This is a genomic window from Chlamydiota bacterium (assembly GCA_012729785.1).
Taxonomy (GTDB): Bacteria; Auribacterota; Tritonobacteria; order UBA1439; family UBA1439; genus UBA1439.
This window is the reverse complement of sequence record JAAYCL010000001.1, coordinates 1-15974: the sequence shown is the minus strand read 5'-3', so window position 1 is coordinate 15974 and position 15974 is coordinate 1. Positions and strand designations below refer to the sequence as shown.

The following is a 15974-nucleotide window of genomic DNA, read 5'->3' as shown; positions in this document are numbered from 1 at the left end:
CGCCGGAACCGCGGCAACGACCCCTTCCCACGCGGCCGTTCACCTCGCGAAGGTCGCCTCCACCTCCCGCATCACCGCCGCCTGCACCTGCGCAATCGTCCCCGCCGCGTCGACGACCTTCAGGCGCTGCGGGTACTTCTCCGCGAGCGCGAGGTAGCCGGCGCGCACGCGCTCGTGGAAGCCGAGGTCCTCCCGCTCGAGGCGGTCGCCCTCTCCGCTCTTCGCCTCGGCCTTCTCGGTTTTGAACGCCCGGCGGAGCCCCTCCTTGACGTCGATGTCGAGGATGATCGTGAGGTCGGGCCAGACGCCGGTGGTGGCGATGCGGTTCACCTTCTCGAGCAGCGGGATATCGAAGCCGCGCCCGTACCCCTGGTAGGCGATGGTCGCGTCGGTGTAGCGGGAGCAGACGATGATCTTCCCCTCCTCGAGCGCCGGCTTGATCTTCTCGAGGACGTGCTGCGATCGGCTCGCCGACATCAGGAGGAGCTCGGTGAGCGGCTGCATCTCCTCGTACCGGGCGCTCAAGACGAGCGACCGTATCTCCTCGCCGATCCTGGTCCCGCCGGGCTCGCGGGTGACGATGACCTCGCGCCCCTGCTCCCGGAGCGTTTTCACGAGCAGCTCCGTCTGCGTCGTCTTCCCGCAGCCGTCCGGCCCCTCGATGGTGATGAAGCGTCCTTTCATGGCGATCCTTTCCTCCGTCGCGGCGCACGGCGCCGGCGATTCGGATGTTGCGACGCTGCGGGGGATCAGCGGCGCGAGGCCGTGCTCCCCTTCCCTTTCCCGTCCCGCACCTCGTAGCCGAGCGTCTGCACCTTCACGCGGATCCGATCGGCGAGTTCGAACTCTTTCCTCTCCCGCAGGACGTTCCGCGTCTCGAGCAGGCGGGCGACCTCCTCGGCCGAGAGCGCGTCGGCGGCGAGGCATCTCCCCAGCTCGCCCGGGTCCATTTCCCCGGCGGCGCCGGGGCGGAGCTCCTCGCAGGGGAGCGGTTCGAGACCGAGGGCCGCGCAGCAGGCCAGGATCCCCGCGCCCGCCGCGCGGGCGCGTTGTTCCCACCCGTCCCGGCGCCGGTCGAGTTCCCCGTGCAGCGCGCTGACGAGGCCGAAGATGACCCCTGTCGCCGCCGTGGCGTTGAAGTCCGCGTCCATCGCGGCCGCGAACGCCGCGGGGCATTCGTCCGCGGGGGCCGGCTTCGCGCCCAGCGCCTCCGCGAGCCGGGCGACGGCGTCGCCGATCCGCCTGAGCGCCGCCGCGGCCTCCGTGAGCGCCCCCTCGGAGAAGTCGATCGGCGAGCGGTAGTGCCGGGAGGCGAGGAAGAAGCGCACCGCGCGGGGGTCGTGCGCCGCGAAGATCTCCTTCAGCGTCACGAAGTTGCCGAGCGACTTCGACATCTTCGTCTGCCTCACCGTGACGTGGGCGTTGTGCAGCCAGTAGCGGGCCGGGGGGCGCCCGTGCGCCCCCTCGGACTGGGCGATCTCGTTCTCGTGGTGCGGGAAGATGAGGTCGTGCCCCCCGCCGTGGATGTCGAACGACTCGCCGAGGTGCTTCGCCGACATCGCCGAGCACTCGATGTGCCACCCCGGCCGCCCGGGCCCCCACGGGCTCGGCCAGGCGGGCTCCCCGGGCTTGGCCGCCTTCCAGAGGACGAAGTCGAGCGGGTTCCTCTTCCGCTCGTCCACCTCGACCCGCGCCCCCGCGAGGAGTTCCCCGACGTCGCGCCCCGAGAGCCGCCCGTACCCGGCGAAACGCCCGACGTCGTAGCAGACGTCCCCGTCGGCCTCGTAGGCGAGCCCCTTGGCGCACAGCGCCTCGACGAGGGCGACCATCTCCGGGATATGCGCGGTGGCCCTGGGCTCCAGGTCCGGGAGGCGCAGGGAGAGGCGCCCCATATCCTCGTGGAACGAGTCGATGTACCGCCCCGCGAGCTCGGCGCAGGAGACGTGCCGCTCCGCCGCCCGCGCGATGATCTTGTCGTCGATGTCGGTGATGTTCCTGACGTAGCGGACCGCGTAGCCGCGGCGCTCGAGCCACCGGACGATGACGTCGAACGCCACCAGGGCCCGCGCGTGCCCGATGTGGCAGTCGTCGTAGACGGTCGGGCCGCAGACGTAGACGCCCGCCTTCCCCGGCTCGCGCGGGACGAACTCCTCGACGCGGCGCGACGCGGTGTTGTAGACCTTCAGCACGGATCCCCCCGCATGTCGACCTTCCGGCGATGCAGACGCCCCGCGGCGCCGCGCGCCGGTCAGCGCGGTTTCGGTTTCCTCGCCCTCGCCGCCTTCTCGAGCAAGACGACCGCCATCGCGGCGATCCCCTCCCCCCTGCCGCAGAACCCCATTTTTTCGGTGGTGGTCGCCTTGACGCCGACCCGGTCGGGCGCGACGCCGACGACCGCGGCGATCCTCTCGCGCATCGCGTCGACGTGCGGGGCGAGCCGCGGCCGCTCCGCCACGACCGTCGCGTCGACGTTGCCGACGCGGCGGCCGCGCCGCGCCGCGAGCACGCAGACCCGTCGGAGGAGCTCGGCGCTGGCGATCCCCCTGTAGCGCGGATCGGTGTCGGGGAAATGCTTCCCGATGTCGCCGAGGGCCAGGGCGCCGAGGATCGCGTCGCAGACGGCGTGGAGAAGCGCGTCCGCGTCCGAGTGGCCCTCGAGCCCCCGGTCGTGCGGGATCTCGATCCCGCCCAGGACGAGTCTCCTGCCCCGGGCGAATCTGTGCGCGTCGAAGCCGATGCCGATCCTCATCCCCGGCGGCGAGGGGGCGCGGACTCCCCGCCCCCCGCGCCCCTCCGTTTCAGTATCGTTTCAGCCCTGCCCAGATCCTGAGGCACCGTCACCTTGAAATTGTCCTCCTCCCCCTCGACCACCGCGACCGGATGCCCCGCCCGCTCCACAAGCGACGCGTCGTCGGTGCCCGCGACGCCCCCCTCCGCGGCCAGGCGGTACGCCCCGCGGAGAAGGCCGGCGGAGAAGACCTGCGGCGTCTGCACCGCCCTGAGCCGCTCGCGCCGAAGCGACCGGGCCACCATCCCCGCCTCGTCGATCTCCTTGATCGTGTCCACGACCTCGATCCCGGGGACGGCGGCCCCCGTCTGTTGCGCGGCCTCGATCAGACGGCCGATCAGTTCCCCCCGCACGCACGGCCGGGCGGCGTCGTGCACCGCCACGAGCCGGGCCTCCGCGGGGACAACCGCGAGGGCCGCGGCCACCGAGTCCTGCCTCCGGGCCCCCCCCTCGACCCACGCGGCGATCTTGGGGTACCTCCCGCAGGACAGGATCCGGTCTCTGAACCCGGCGAGCATCCCGGGCGGCACGGCGACGACGATGCCGTCGACGCGCCTCGACGCCTGGAACGCCTCCAGCGAATAGCAGAGCATCGGCCTGCCGTTCAGTTCGAGGAGGGGCTTGGGCCTGTTCCCCATCCTCCTCCCCGCGCCGGCCGCCACGATGATCGCCACGGTGTGCACAGCCCCTCCATGCACCGAAAGACGCGACCCCCCGGACGGCCGCACCGCCTCAGGCCGTGCGTTTCGCGTCCCCCGTCTCGGTCGCCAGGATGCGTCTGATCGCCTCCCGCACCGTGTCGCACGGGACGATCGCCAGATCCGGCGGCTCCTCCTCCGCTTCGGCGACCGAGCGCGGCGCGAGGGCCCGCTTGAAACCGAGCTTCGCCGCCTCCCTGAGCCGCCGCGCGAGGTGGCCGCAGCCGCGCACCTCGCCGCCGAGCCCCACCTCCCCTATCATCACGAGGTCGGCGGGCACCGCCTTCCCCGTGAGGGCCGAGGCGAGGGCGAGCGCGATCGCGAGGTCGACGGCGGGCTCGTCGACCGTCAACCCCCCCGCCACGCTCACGAAGACGTCGCGGTCGCGGAGATTCAGCCCCGCCCGCGTCTCGAGCACCGCGATCAGCATGCAGAGACGGTTGTAGTCGACCCCGACGCTCCTGCGCTGCGGGACCCCGTAGCAGCGGGCGCCGACGAGCGCCTGCACCTCGACGAGGATCGGCCGGCTCCCCTCCATCGACGGGGTCACCGCGCTCCCCGCGCTCCCCGCCCGGCGCTCCTCGAGGAAGAGTCTCGACGGGTCGCCGACCTCCCGCAGGCCGTCCGGCCCCATCGAGAAGATCCCGACCTCCTCGGTGGATCCGAAGCGGTTCTTCCGCGTCCGCAGCACCCGGTAGCGCTGGTACCGGTCGCCCTCGAAGTACAGCACCGTGTCCACCATATGCTCGAGCATCCGCGGCCCCGCGATATCGCCGCTCTTGGTCACGTGCCCGACGATGAAGACGCTCATCCCCCCGCCCTTGGCCGCCTCCATCAGAACGCCCGCGCACTCGCGCACCTGGTTCGCGCTGCCGGGCGAGGACGGGAGCTCGGGGTGGTGGACGATCTGGATGGAATCGACCACCGTGACCGCCGCCTTGAGCCGCCGCGCCTCCTCGACGATCGCGGTCACGTCCGCCTCGCAGAGGATGAAGAGCTCCGCGGCGGAGGCCCCGACGCGCCGCGCGCGCATCCCCGTCTGCTCGAACGACTCCTCGGCGCTCACGTAGAGGACCCGGACGCCCGCCGCGGCGAGGCGCGCGGCGACCTGGAGCATCAGGGTGGACTTGCCGATCCCCGGCTCGCCCCCGATGAGGACGAACGAACCGGGCACGATCCCGCCGCCGAGGAGGCCGTCGAACTCGGGCATCCCGGTCGCCATCCGTTCGCGGGCGGCCGGCGCGCCCGCCTCGCCGAGCGGCCTGGCCGCCTCCCGCCGCGCAGCGGTTCGGCGGCTCCCTTTCAGGCGCGGCGCCTCCTCCTCGAGCGTGTTCCAGGCGCCGCAGCCGGGGCATCTCCCGAACCAACGCGCCGAGTCGCGCCCGCAGGCGCTGCAGACGAAGACCGTTTTCGCCCTGGACTCCTTCACGCCGTCCGTCCCGCGGATCCCCGCCCCGCCTCGAACGCCCTCACTCCCCCGCCAGCCCCGGATAGACCAGCTCCTTCCCGTCGGAGCTGATCTCGACGACGGAGCCGCGCTTCACCCTGCCGCGCAGGATCTCCTCCGCGAGCCGGTCCTCGACGCCCCGCTCGATCGCCCGGCGGAGCGGCCGCGCCCCGAACTGCGGGTTGTACCCCTTCTCCACGAGGAACGCCCGCGCCCGGTCGTCGAGCGCGATGGCGATCCCCTGGCGCTCCAGCCGCTCCGCGACCTTGCCGGTCTCGATCTCGACGATCCTGACGAGGTCGTCCCGACTCAGCGCCTGGAAGACGATCGTATCGTCCACCCGGTTCAGGAACTCGGGCTTGAACGACTTCTTGACCTCGCCCAGGAGCTTCTCCTTCATCGCGCGGTAGTCCCCCGCCGCCCCGCCCGCGCCGAACCCGACCGTGGACTGCTTCTTCAAAAGCTCGGCCCCCACGTTCGAGGTCATGATGACGACGGTGTTCCTGAAGTTGACCGTGCGCCCGAGGCTGTCGGTGAGCTTGCCCTCCTCGAGTATCTGGAGCAGGATGTGCATCACGTCGGGATGCGCCTTTTCGATCTCGTCGAAGAGGACGATGCAGTACGGCCTCCTCCGCACCTGCTCGGTGAGCTGCCCGCCCTCCTCGTAGCCGACGTAGCCGGGGGGCGAGCCGGTGAGGCGGGAGGCGGAGAACTTCTCCGCGTACTCCGACATGTCGATCTGGACGAGGGCGTCCTCGTCCCCGAACATGAACTCCGCCATCGCGCGCGCGAGCAGGGTCTTGCCGACCCCGGTGGGGCCGAGGAAGATGAACGAGCCGATCGGGCGGCGCGGGTCCTTCAACGCCGCGCGGGAGCGCCGCAGGGCGCGGGAGACGATCCCCACCGCCTCGTCCTGCCCGACGACGGTCTTCCGCAGCTCCTCCTCCATCCGGAGCAGCTTCTCGGTCTCCGCCTCCTCGAGGCGCGACAGCGGTATCCCGGTCCATTTCGAGACGATCGAGGCGATATCCTCCTCCGTGACCGTGACGACCCGGTCGGCCTGCTCGCGGCGCCACGTCTCCACGGAGGCCTGGAGCTCCGCGCGGCTCTTCTTCTCGCTGTCCCGGAGACCCGCCGCCTTCTCGAAGTCCTGCGCGCGGATCGCCTCCTCCTTCTGGAGGCGCACCGCCTCGATCCGCTCCTCGAGCGCCTTCATCTCCGTGGGGCGCGTCATCACGGAGATGCGCGCCTTCGCGCCGGACTCGTCGATCAGGTCGATCGCCTTGTCGGGCAGGAACCGCCCCGTCACGTAGCGGTCGGAGAGTTCGGCCGCGGCCCGGATCGCCTCCTCGGTGTAGCTGACGCGGTGGTGCTCCTCGTACCTCCGCCGCAGGCCGTTCAGGATATCGATGGTCTGGGCCACGGTGGGCGGCTCCACGATGATCGTCTGGAAGCGCCGGTCGAGGGCGGCGTCCTTCTCGATGAACTTCCGGTACTCGTTCATCGTCGTCGCCCCGACGCACTGGAGCTCCCCGCGCGAGAGGGCGGGTTTGAGGATGTTCGAGGCGTCGATCGCCCCCTCGGCCGCGCCGGCCCCGACGATCGTGTGGAGCTCGTCGATGAACAGGACGACGTTCCCTGCCTTGCGGATCTCGTCCATCAACGCCTTGATGCGCTCCTCGAACTGGCCGCGGTACTTGGTCCCGGCGACCATCAGCGCCAGGTCCAGGGTGATGAGTTCCCTCTCCCGCAGGATCTCGGGCACGTCGCCGGCGACGATCCGCTGGGCGAGCCCCTCGACGATGGCCGTCTTCCCCACCCCCGCCTCGCCGAGCAGCACCGGGTTGTTCTTGCGCCGGCGGCAGAGCACCTGGATGACGCGCTCGATCTCCACCGCCCGCCCGATGATCGGGTCGAGCTTCCCGAGGCGGGCGAGCTCGGTGAGGTTCCTGCCGAACGCCTTCAGGGCGGGGTACTTCGCGCGCGCGGCGGGCGGGCGCTGGCGCTCCTCCTCGTGGGAGGGGCCCTCCTCCTCGCCGGGCGGGGGGCCCATCGCGGACTGGAGCTCCCGCAGGACGTCCTGCCGCGTCTTCTCCGCGTCCACGTTCAAGGCGCGGAGGATCTTCGCCGCCAGCCCCTCCCCCTCCTGCAGGAGGCCGAGCAGGAGGTGCTCGGTGCCGATGTACGTGTGGTTGAGGTTCCGCGCCTCCTCGACGGCGAGTTCGATGACCTTCTTGGCGCGCGCGGTGAGCGGGATGTCCCCGATCACCTTGGCCTCCGGCCCCGTCCCGACCGCCTTCTCGACCTCCAGCCGGATGGTTTCGAAATCGAGCCCCTGCCCCCGCAACACGTTCACCGCGACGCCCTGCCCGAGGCGGATGAGGCCGAGCAGGAGGTGCTCGGTGCCGATGTAGTTGTGGTTGAACCGATCGGCTTCCTTGCGCGCGAGGATGATCACCCGCCGCGCCCTGTCCGTGAATCGATCGAACATGTCCTGCTCCTGTTGCGGACGCCGCCCCGCCCTCAGCGCGGGCCGGCGTCCGGATTCCGGCCGCTGCCCAGCCGCTGCCGTATCAGCTCAGCCCTGAAGACGTCGCGCTCCTCCGGCTTCAGCTCGCGGCCGGCGAGCTTCTGGAGATGGGCGGGCTGCGTGACGATGAAGAGCTCATTGATGGTGCCGAGGTCGAGGGGGATCAGGCGGGAGTCGAGCCCGAGCTTGAGGGCGGAGAGGAGTTCGATCGTCTCCTTCGAGGTGATGATGCGCGCCCCGGTCAGGAGGCCGTAGGCGCGGTAGACGCGGTCCTCGAGCGCCTTCAAAGACCGCTTGAAGAGCGACTCCTGCGCCTTCTTCTCGTAGTCGACGATCTGACCGATCACCTTCCCGAGGTTCTCGACGATGTCCGTCTCCGCCATCCCGAGCGTGACCTGGTTCGAGATTTGGAACAGGTTGCCGGACGCCTCCGTCCCCTCGCCGTACAGCCCGCGGACCGCGAGGCCGAGCTTGGCGATCGCCTGGAGCACCTGGTTGATCTGCTCGACCATCACGAGGCCCGGGAGGTGCAGCATCACCGACGCCCTGAGCCCCGTCCCGGCGTTCGTGGGGCAGGAGGTGAGGTAGCCGGTTTCGGGGAGGAACGCGTAGTCGAGCCGCTCCTCGATCTCGTCGTCGAGCCGGTTGATCTCCTCCAGCGCCGCGTCGAGCCGGAAGCCGGAGCGGAGGGTCTGGATGCGGAGGTGGTCCTCCTCGTTGACCATCAAACTCAAGATCTCGCGGTCGCCGATCACGAGCGCCGTCCCTTCGTCGCCGCGGGCATGCTCGCGGCTGCTCAGGTGCCGTTCGACCAGGAACTGGCGGTCGAGTTCCCCGATCTCGTCGAGGCGCACCGTGAGGGCCCCTTGCAGCAGGCGGCTTCCCTCCGCGGCGCGCGCGACGAGCTCCCGCACGCGGATGCGGGTCTCCGCATCCGCGCGGCCGGGGAAGCGGAAGCCGCGCAGGTTCCTGGCCAGCCGGACGCGGCTGCTGACGACGATCCTGGCGTCCGGTCCCTCTCCCCTGAGCCACTCGGTGTTGCGGTCCAGCAGTATCTCGATGCCCATGCCCGTCCCCGAAACCGTATGCACGCCCAAGACCCCGCGGATTGACTCAAGCTCCGTCCCGCCCCCGCCGCGGCGGCGAGAGGCCGCGGCCGGGCTTTCGAGGTCACGCCTCCCTGGTCTTCTTCGCGGCCCGCCCTTTCGTCCGCGCCTCCCGCTTCATCTCGCGGATGCGGTCCCTGAGCCCGGCCGCCTTCTCGAACTCCTCGTGTTGCACCGCCGCGGCCAGGCTCTCCTCGAGCTCCGACAGCAGGCGCGCCTCGTCGACGGCGCCCCGGGCGCGCGCGGGGACCTTGCCGTGGTGCGCGGTGCTCTTGTGTATCGATTCGAGGAGGCTCCGGAGGCCTTTCTTGAACGCGGTGTAGCAGCCGTCGCAGCCCAGCCGCCCCGTCTTCCTGAAGTCGCCGTAGGTCAGGCCGCACGAGGGGCAGGTCGCGCCAGCGTTCTCCTCGGTCCTGGACCCCGCCTCGGCGAGGCCCGAGAGGAGATCGGCGATGGTGAACGGCGCCTGCACGCTGACGCCCTTCTTCTTGGCGCACTCCTCGCACAGGTTCATCTTCATGACCTTCTTGTCCACCACCTCGGTGTAGCGCACCGTTGCGGTGTTCTTCTTGCACAGTTCGCAGATCATCGAGATCGAGCCCCGGGAGCTTTCCGACGAAAAAGTATAGCACAACGGAGGCGGACTGAACACGCCGGACGGGAGGCGTGGGACACCGCACGAAGGGTCGAGCCGCCCGCACCCCGTCCTTCTCTTCGCGCGCGCGGAGGGGAGAGGGAAGGCGGGCAGGAGGGATCCCTAGCGGGCGTCGGCACCGCGGCGGAACAGGGCGAGCAGGTCGGCCGGCTTCTCCAGCAGGGAGACGGCCCCGTGCAGGACGAGCTCCTCCCTCCCGCGGAACCCCCAGACGGCGCCCGCCGGATGCATCCCCGCCAGGCGGGCGGTGTCCATGTCGATGCCCGAGTCGCCGAGGAAGACGAACCGGTCCGGCGGGATGCCGAGCGCGGCGGAGATCTCGATCGCCGCGGCGGGGTCGGGCTTGAGCGGCACGCCCGGGCGGGCGCCGGCCACAAGATCGAAGCGCCATTTCCCCAGCGTGGCGGAGACGTGTTCGCGCGCGCTGTCGTGGGGCTTGTTCGTGAGGATCGCGAGACGGCAGCCGCGGGCGCTCAGCGCGTCGAGGAGGCCGGGCACCCCGGGATACGGTTTCGTCTTCGCGTACCCCCCGGCCGCGTACTCCCGCCGCATCCCCTCCATGCAGCGCGCGACCGTCTCCGCGTCGCGGTGGCCGGGCGGCACGGCGCGGAGGACGAGATGCTCGAGCCCGTCCCCCACGAGGCGCCTGTACGCATCCGGCGCGTGGCCGGGGAATCCCGCGCGGCGGAGGACGGCGTTCATCGCATCCGCGATGTCCTCGATGGTATCCAGGAGCGTCCCGTCGAGGTCGAAGAGGACGGCGCGGAAACGGCTCATCGGCCCTCCTCCGCGCGGGGGGTCTGGAGATAGCGCCGTATCTCCTCGAGGGGCCTGCGCTTCGCCCCCCCCTCCGGCGGTTCGTCCGCCGGGTAGCCCAGGGCGATAAGGATATCGACCCGCGCCCTCCGCGGCAGGCCGAGGGCCCGTTTCAGCGCCCTCTCGTCGAACCAGCCGATCCAGCAGGTCCCCAGCCCCTCCTCGGCAGCCTGGAGCGCGAGATGCTCGCAGGCGATGCCGATGTCGATGAGGGGGTAGCGCGTGTTCCTGAACAGCCCCCCGAGCCGGGCGGCGGGCGTGGACCGCCCCGTCACGGCCGCGATGAGGACGGGCGCGTCCCCGGCGAATCGGTTCATCGAGTAGACGCCGCCGAAGACGGACCGAGCGATCTCCGCCGCCCGGCCCGGCTGGTCGACCACGACGAACGACCACGGCTGCGCGTTGCAGGCGGAGGGGGCGAGGCGCGCCGCCTCCAGGCACCGGTCGATCGCCGCGCGCGATACGGCCGCGGGGGCGTAGCGCCGCACGCTCCGCCGCCGTTTCACCAGATCGAGAAAGCGCATCTCCCCCCCCCCTCGTCACGCGCGCCTGACCGACGCGCAGACCTCCAGGTGCGCCGTCTGCGGGAACATGTCGAAGACCGCCGCCTGCTCGAGGCGCCACGCGCCCCCCGCGCAGAGCCGCTTCAGGTCCCGGGCGAGCGTCGCGGGGTCGCAGGAGACGTACAGGATCCGCGCGAGTTTCCGGCCGGCGCCGGCGAGGAGGCCGATGAGCCGCTCGTCGACGCCGTCCCGCGGGGGGTCGAGGAGCGCGACGCTCCCCTCCCTCGCGTGCTCCCGGAAGGCCTCCGCGAAGATCTCCCCGGCATCCCCGGCGATAAAGACCGCCTCCCCGGCCCCGGCCTCCGCGGCGTTCCCGCGGGCCGCCGCGACGGCGCGGGCGTCGCGGTCGATCCCCACGGTGCGCCGGAACCGTTTCCCGAGGAGCGCGGAAAAGATCCCGGCGCCGCAGTGGAGGTCGAAGAGCGTTCCGACGGGCGCCGGCGCGTCGATCCAGTCCGCCAGCCGCGCGACGATCGACTCCGCCACCGGGATGTTCACCTGGAAGAAGGAGGCGGGGGGAACGGAGAAACGCGCCCCCCCCAGCGAGAAGACGACCGGCCCCGCGGGGCGCGCGCCGGGGTGCACGACGGCCCCTCCCCCGACGCCGGCGCGGACCCGGATCTCGTCCGGCGGCGGCCGCCGCCCCGCCCGCCTTCCGAGCTCAGGCAGGACCTCGTTGATCGCATCCGCCGCGATCTCGCAGCGCGTCACCTCGACGAGCGTGCGGGCGTTTCGGCCGCAGAAGCCGTAGCGCGGCTCGCGGCCGGGGAGGCGGTGGAGCCGGACGGTGTTGCGGTAGGCGTACGGGGAGGGCGACGGCACCGCCTCGCCGCATTCGAACTCCGGGAAGCCCCCGATCCGGGCGAGGATATCGAGCGCCTGCCGGCGCTTCCACGCGACCTGGCTTTCATAGCGGAGGTGCTGGAGCACGCACCCGCCGCAGCGCCCGAAGAGGCGGCAGCGGGGCGAGACCCGGTCCGGCGAGAACTCCAGTATCTCGACGGCGCGGCCGCGCTTGAACCGTTTCTCCTCGCGGGCGATCTCGACCGCGGCGCGCTCGCCGGGGAGGGCCCCCTCCACGAAGACGACCATCCCGTCGACGCGCGCGACCCCCTCCCCGCCGAAGGCGAGGCCCTCCACGCGGCAGTCGAGACGCGGGGGCGGCGCGGGCGGGCGTTTCAACGGAGCACCCGCTGGTGCGCCATGGCGCCGGCCGGCCATGCGGCGAAGGCCGAGGCGAGCGCGAGCGAAAGCGGGATCCCGCCCCTCAGGCTCAGCCACGCGGCGGCGAAGAAGAGGATGCTCGGGACGATCCCCCAGAGCGCCCCCTGCGTGCAGCCCCTGAGCAGGGCGTCGTCCCCCGGGTTCTCCAGGCGCAGTTAGAAGAGGACGATCAAACTCATCAGCGGCATCGTGGCGATGAGCCCCGCGAGCGACGGGTGCCGTTTCCCGATCCGGGCGCAGCGCACGATCACGGCGACACTGGCGGCGAGTCTGGCGAGAAACCGCATCGTCTCAGAGCTCCTTCATCGCCTCGCGGAAACGGGCGAACTCCGCGGTCGACAGGTACGGGTTCTCCGCCTTCTGGGTCCCGAGGGGGGAATGCGGCGCGCGGCCGTAGTCGTGCCCCGGGTAGACCTCGAGGCGGTCGGGGAGAGGGAAGATCACCTCGCGCATCGTTCTGAACAGCGCCTCCGGCTCGCCGTAGCCGCACCAGTCCACGAAGAGCGTGTCCCCGGTGAAGAGGGCCGTGTCGTCGCCGAGCCGGTAGAGCACGCTGTCGGGGCTGTGGCCGGGCGCGTACAGGCACTCGACGAAGGTGTCCCCGAACGGGAGCCGCTCCCCGTCGGAGAGATCGAGGTCGTGCCGCGCGGGGCACCGGGGGTGCGCGGCGACGGGCGCGGCGAAACCGCCGCGCATCTCCCGGACGCCGGACCAGTGGTCGTGGTGCCCGTGCGTGAGCAGGATGTAGCGCGGTTGTGCCTCCGGCAGGCGCGCCAGGGCGGTCTTGATCAGCCGCGTGTCCCCGCACGGATCCACGAGCGCCGTGTCGCGGCTGCGCCGGTCGTGCAGAAGATACGAGAAGTTCGCGTCGAGTCCCCCCACCGCGAGCTGGATGACGTTCATCGCCCCCCTCCCCTGTCTGTCCCGTCTGCCGTATCCCCGGGGCAACGCGCCGAATCCCCGTCTCCGGGGCGGTACCGCCCCAAATCCCATACCCGGAGGCAGGGGATGCCGAGGGAGGCGTACATCGCCGCGGTCCGCGGGTTGCTTTCGATCGCGGCGTAGCGCGTCCCGTCGCGCGGGGCGCCGTGTTTCGGGAAGACGTACCGCTCCAGGATATCCCTCTTGCATTCCGGTGGCGGGAGGTCCTTCTCGTTGAAGTACGCCTCGTCGGGCCGCCAGCCCGCCGACTCTTCGATCCGCAGGAGCGTCCGCGCCTTGCGCGACTCCGGCCGCGCGGTGATCAGGATCACGCGGTGGGGTCCGATCAGCTCCAGGAGCCACGACCGGTACCGCTCGCGTGCGAGGCGGCGGTCGACCCCCCCCGCGCCCGCGCGGATGGTCTCCTCCCGGTTCTCGACGAGGGTGTAGTTGAGATCGAGGAGGACGATCAGCCGCTCCCCCCCCGCCTCGCCGCCCCCGCCGGACGGAGCCGCCGGGCGGCCGCACCCGCAGCAGAGAAGGATGCAGCCGGCGGCGACGAAACCCGGCCATCCGCGCCGGCGTCGTGCCCTCATCGCGCCTTCCCCGGTTCCCCCGCCCTGAACGCGGACGGATCGAACCCCGTTTCGCGGTATCTCCTCCGGCCCCGCGTGGGCTTCCAGCCCGGTATCCCGCCGCGGCGGCGCGATCCGATCGCCTGCGCGATCCCCGCGGCGGCCGCCATGAGGCCGAGGCAGCAGGCGACCCCCGCCGCCCCGCCGCCGCTCGGCAGCGAAGCGGCGAGGCGCGAGAGCCGCCGGACGAACAGCAGCGGGGCGAACGTCGCCAGCAGGGCGGTCCCGGAGACCTCCACCGCCTGCAAGGGGCAGCAACTGATGCAGCGAAAGCACTGCTGGCAGTCCCACCCCCACCGGGGGACGCCGCGCCGCATCCGTATGGTCCCCTGCGGGCACTCCGCGGCGCACCTGCCGCAGCCGGTGCACCGCTCCGTGGCGGTGAACCATTTCCCCGCGAGGCGCCGGCCCAGCGCGCCGAAGAGGAGGCAGACAGGCCCCAGGATCGGCGACAGGCACGCCGCCGCGGCCAGCCGCCCGCCTCCGGGGGGGCGGGCGCCCGCGGCGATCGATTCGACGAACCGGCGGATCCGCGCCGCGGCCCGGTCCGTCATCGCGGCGAGGCGCGCCTCGTTGGGCGGGTCGACCGCCAGTATCCAGTTCGTGGGCATCTCCAGGGCCGCCGCGCCGGCGAACGCGTAGCCCCGCAGGCGCAGCCATGCCGCCGCCTGAAGGAGCGCGACCCCCTCGGGGGCGGGGAGGGAAATCCGCAGGCGCCCGAGCCGGACGGTCACCGCGCTTCCGCGGGCGGCGAGGACGAACGCCTTCTTCCCCTTCCCCGGCGGGAGACGGCGCAGGAAACGCGCCGCCATCCGGGGGAGGCCGAAGCCGATGACCGGCGCGACGATCCCGACGAGATCCGCCTCCCCGCGGACGTGTGGACGCTCCATGGGGTTCACGGCCGCCCGGACGCCGAGCCGGACAAACTCCTCGGCGGCGATGCGGGCGAGACGGGCCGCGTTCCCGGTCCCGCTGAAACAGTGGATGATCGCGCGGCGGGCCATCTTCCTCAACGGCGCGGGCGGCGCCTCGCGGGGGCTCTCTTGCGCTTCGCCGAAACCTTCGCCTTCGGCGGGCCGGCGGCGGACGCCGCCTCCCCCGCGCGGGGGTTGAGGACCGCGAAACCGAGTTCAGCCGAGAACTCCCGCACCGCGGCGCAGCCGAGGAGCTCGAACAAGATCGCCTCCCCGATCCGCCAGACCTTCACCCCCCGCCGCACGCAGCCCGTGATCGTCTCCCCTCCCCGCCCGCACGCGGCGTGGAGGTGCAGGATCGGGGCCCCGCGTTCGTCGGGGAAGAGCGTGCCGGTCCCCGCGATCTCGCGGACGTCGTCGAGGACGACCTCCAACGACGCGACCGGTCTCGCGTCGCCGTCGGCGGGGCCGGCCACGAGCCTGCTGCCGCGGTCCGCGCCGCCAAGGAGGATCAGGGCCGCCGCCCGGATCTTCTTTGCGGCGGCGAAACGCTCGATCGCCTCGTGGACGATCTCGCCGTGGTCAAGCGCCAGCACGAAGACGCGTCCCTGCGTCACCTTGGCGTATCTCATCGCGTCGATCCGATGCGGGCGTCCGCCTCCCCCGTAAGCGGGGGCGACGCGCCGCTCAGCCCTCCCTCTTGCAGAACCTCAGCGCCGCGGCGAGGTAGCCGAGCGTCAGCGCGGCGGAGACGACCACCTCGAAGCGAATGACGGCGCCCGCCGCAGCGCACGCGGCGCCCAGGACGATCGCCGGGGTCATCGAGGCGACCGAGAGCCGGACGATCGCCGCGTACGGCAGGCGCAGGCGCATCCACCTGGCCAGCAGGAGCCCCGCGAGCGACAGGAGCAGCGCCTGCGCGACGCGAAAGGCCATCGCCAGGGCCACGGCGACCGGGTAGAGCGCCGCCGCGGCGTAGGAGGCGTACAGGTCGAGGAAACGGGTCAGCCGCTCCCGCGTGACCGTGAAGGCGAGATTCTTCGAGTAGGGGAATGTCTCCGTCTCGCGTTCGCCGGTCCGAATCGACACCTCCGTCGCCGTGAAGAGCGCCAGGGCGGGGGTCTCCTCAGGCGTCCGCGAGGCGCCGGTCGTGTCGAAGAGGGCCAGGAGCCTCCCGCTCTTCGGGTCGACGACCCGGTGCACACCGGGCTCCTCCGCGGCGAGTGTCCCGCCGGAGAAACGCATCCGGGGGACCTGCGCGACGAGGGCGGGGGCATCCTCGCGCACGAACCGTTTCGTCTGGAAATGGAACCGCAGCGCCCCGGGCACCTGCGCGAGCGCGACGAGGATGAGCAGGTACAGGATGCAGGCGCCCCTCCAGGCGTACGCCACGTCGCGGTAGATCTTCGGCGAGTAGAAGGCCATCACGAGCGGATGGAGCGTCGAGTAGCGTTTCATCGGATGGCCTCCCGGGACGGACCGTGCGCCGAGGGGATAGTATACGGCAACGCGGGCGCCCCTTCCATCCTATTTCCTTCCCCGCGGCGGGGGGGGGATGTAGATTAAAGTGTGGGCTTTCGGAGAGATGTTGGCTCCCGCCCACCCCTAGGGGTGGGGGCGCCGCGAAGATTAGTATTGTCAAGAAGGGCTTGGATAAATAAAAGGGTACAACCGCTT

Annotated in this window: 16 protein-coding genes and 1 pseudogene; all 17 read right to left on the bottom strand. The window is 71.7% G+C overall.

The window, feature by feature from the left end:
• Window positions 1–39: 39 nt before the first annotated feature.
• Window positions 40–690 (bottom strand): dTMP kinase, encoded by a 651-nt coding sequence (locus GXY35_00085; GenBank protein NLW93000.1) that lies wholly within the window; start codon window positions 688–690, stop codon window positions 40–42.
• Window positions 691–749: 59 nt separating this feature from the next.
• The gene (locus tag GXY35_00080; GenBank protein NLW92999.1) at window positions 750–2189 is read right to left on the bottom strand and encodes a cysteine--tRNA ligase; all 1440 of its coding nucleotides are present in this window, start codon (window positions 2187–2189) and stop codon (window positions 750–752) included.
• A gap of 59 nt (window positions 2190–2248) precedes the next feature.
• Entirely contained in the window at window positions 2249–2749 is a 501-nt protein-coding gene (locus GXY35_00075; GenBank protein NLW92998.1) for a 2-C-methyl-D-erythritol 2,4-cyclodiphosphate synthase, read from the bottom strand.
• Window positions 2746–3471 (bottom strand): 2-C-methyl-D-erythritol 4-phosphate cytidylyltransferase, encoded by a 726-nt coding sequence (locus GXY35_00070; GenBank protein NLW92997.1) that lies wholly within the window; start codon window positions 3469–3471, stop codon window positions 2746–2748. Before GXY35_00070 ends, GXY35_00075 begins: the two co-directional genes overlap by 4 nt.
• Window positions 3472–3520: 49 nt before the next feature.
• Window positions 3521–4915, bottom strand: coding sequence for a DNA repair protein RadA (gene radA, locus GXY35_00065; protein ID NLW92996.1), 1395 nt, complete (start codon window positions 4913–4915; stop codon window positions 3521–3523).
• Between the two features lie 40 nt (window positions 4916–4955).
• The gene (locus tag GXY35_00060) at window positions 4956–7424 is read right to left on the bottom strand and encodes an ATP-dependent Clp protease ATP-binding subunit (GenBank protein NLW92995.1); all 2469 of its coding nucleotides are present in this window, start codon (window positions 7422–7424) and stop codon (window positions 4956–4958) included.
• 32 nt (window positions 7425–7456) lie between these two features.
• A complete protein-coding gene (locus GXY35_00055; GenBank protein ID NLW92994.1) occupies window positions 7457–8530 on the bottom strand; it encodes a protein arginine kinase in 1074 nt (357 codons plus the stop codon).
• Between the two features lie 103 nt (window positions 8531–8633).
• Window positions 8634–9158 (bottom strand): excinuclease ABC subunit B, encoded by a 525-nt coding sequence (locus tag GXY35_00050; GenBank protein ID NLW92993.1) that lies wholly within the window; start codon window positions 9156–9158, stop codon window positions 8634–8636.
• A 168-nt stretch (window positions 9159–9326) separates the two neighbouring features.
• On the bottom strand, window positions 9327–10001 hold the full coding sequence (locus GXY35_00045; GenBank protein ID NLW92992.1) for an HAD family hydrolase: 675 nt from the start codon (window positions 9999–10001) through the stop codon (window positions 9327–9329).
• A complete protein-coding gene (locus GXY35_00040; protein NLW92991.1) occupies window positions 9998–10564 on the bottom strand; it encodes a nitroreductase in 567 nt (188 codons plus the stop codon). Before GXY35_00040 ends, GXY35_00045 begins: the two co-directional genes overlap by 4 nt.
• Window positions 10565–10579: 15 nt before the next feature.
• Entirely contained in the window at window positions 10580–11785 is a 1206-nt protein-coding gene (locus GXY35_00035) for a class I SAM-dependent RNA methyltransferase (protein NLW92990.1), read from the bottom strand.
• Window positions 11782–12114 (bottom strand): annotated as a pseudogene (locus GXY35_00030) (DUF3147 family protein). Before GXY35_00030 ends, GXY35_00035 begins: the two are co-directional and overlap by 4 nt.
• 4 nt (window positions 12115–12118) lie before the next feature.
• Entirely contained in the window at window positions 12119–12730 is a 612-nt protein-coding gene (locus GXY35_00025; GenBank protein NLW92989.1) for an MBL fold metallo-hydrolase, read from the bottom strand.
• Complete coding sequence (locus GXY35_00020; GenBank protein ID NLW92988.1) at window positions 12727–13344, bottom strand: hypothetical protein; 618 nt, start codon at window positions 13342–13344, stop codon at window positions 12727–12729. Before GXY35_00020 ends, GXY35_00025 begins: the two co-directional genes overlap by 4 nt.
• On the bottom strand, window positions 13341–14396 hold the full coding sequence (locus tag GXY35_00015; GenBank protein ID NLW92987.1) for a 4Fe-4S binding protein: 1056 nt from the start codon (window positions 14394–14396) through the stop codon (window positions 13341–13343). The genes GXY35_00020 and GXY35_00015 overlap by 4 nt, the downstream gene beginning before the upstream one ends.
• A complete protein-coding gene (locus GXY35_00010; GenBank protein ID NLW92986.1) occupies window positions 14393–14929 on the bottom strand; it encodes a DNA-binding protein in 537 nt (178 codons plus the stop codon). The genes GXY35_00015 and GXY35_00010 overlap by 4 nt, the downstream gene beginning before the upstream one ends.
• A gap of 55 nt (window positions 14930–14984) precedes the next feature.
• Complete coding sequence (locus GXY35_00005; GenBank protein ID NLW92985.1) at window positions 14985–15755, bottom strand: DUF1189 family protein; 771 nt, start codon at window positions 15753–15755, stop codon at window positions 14985–14987.
• Window positions 15756–15974 lie beyond the last annotated feature (219 nt).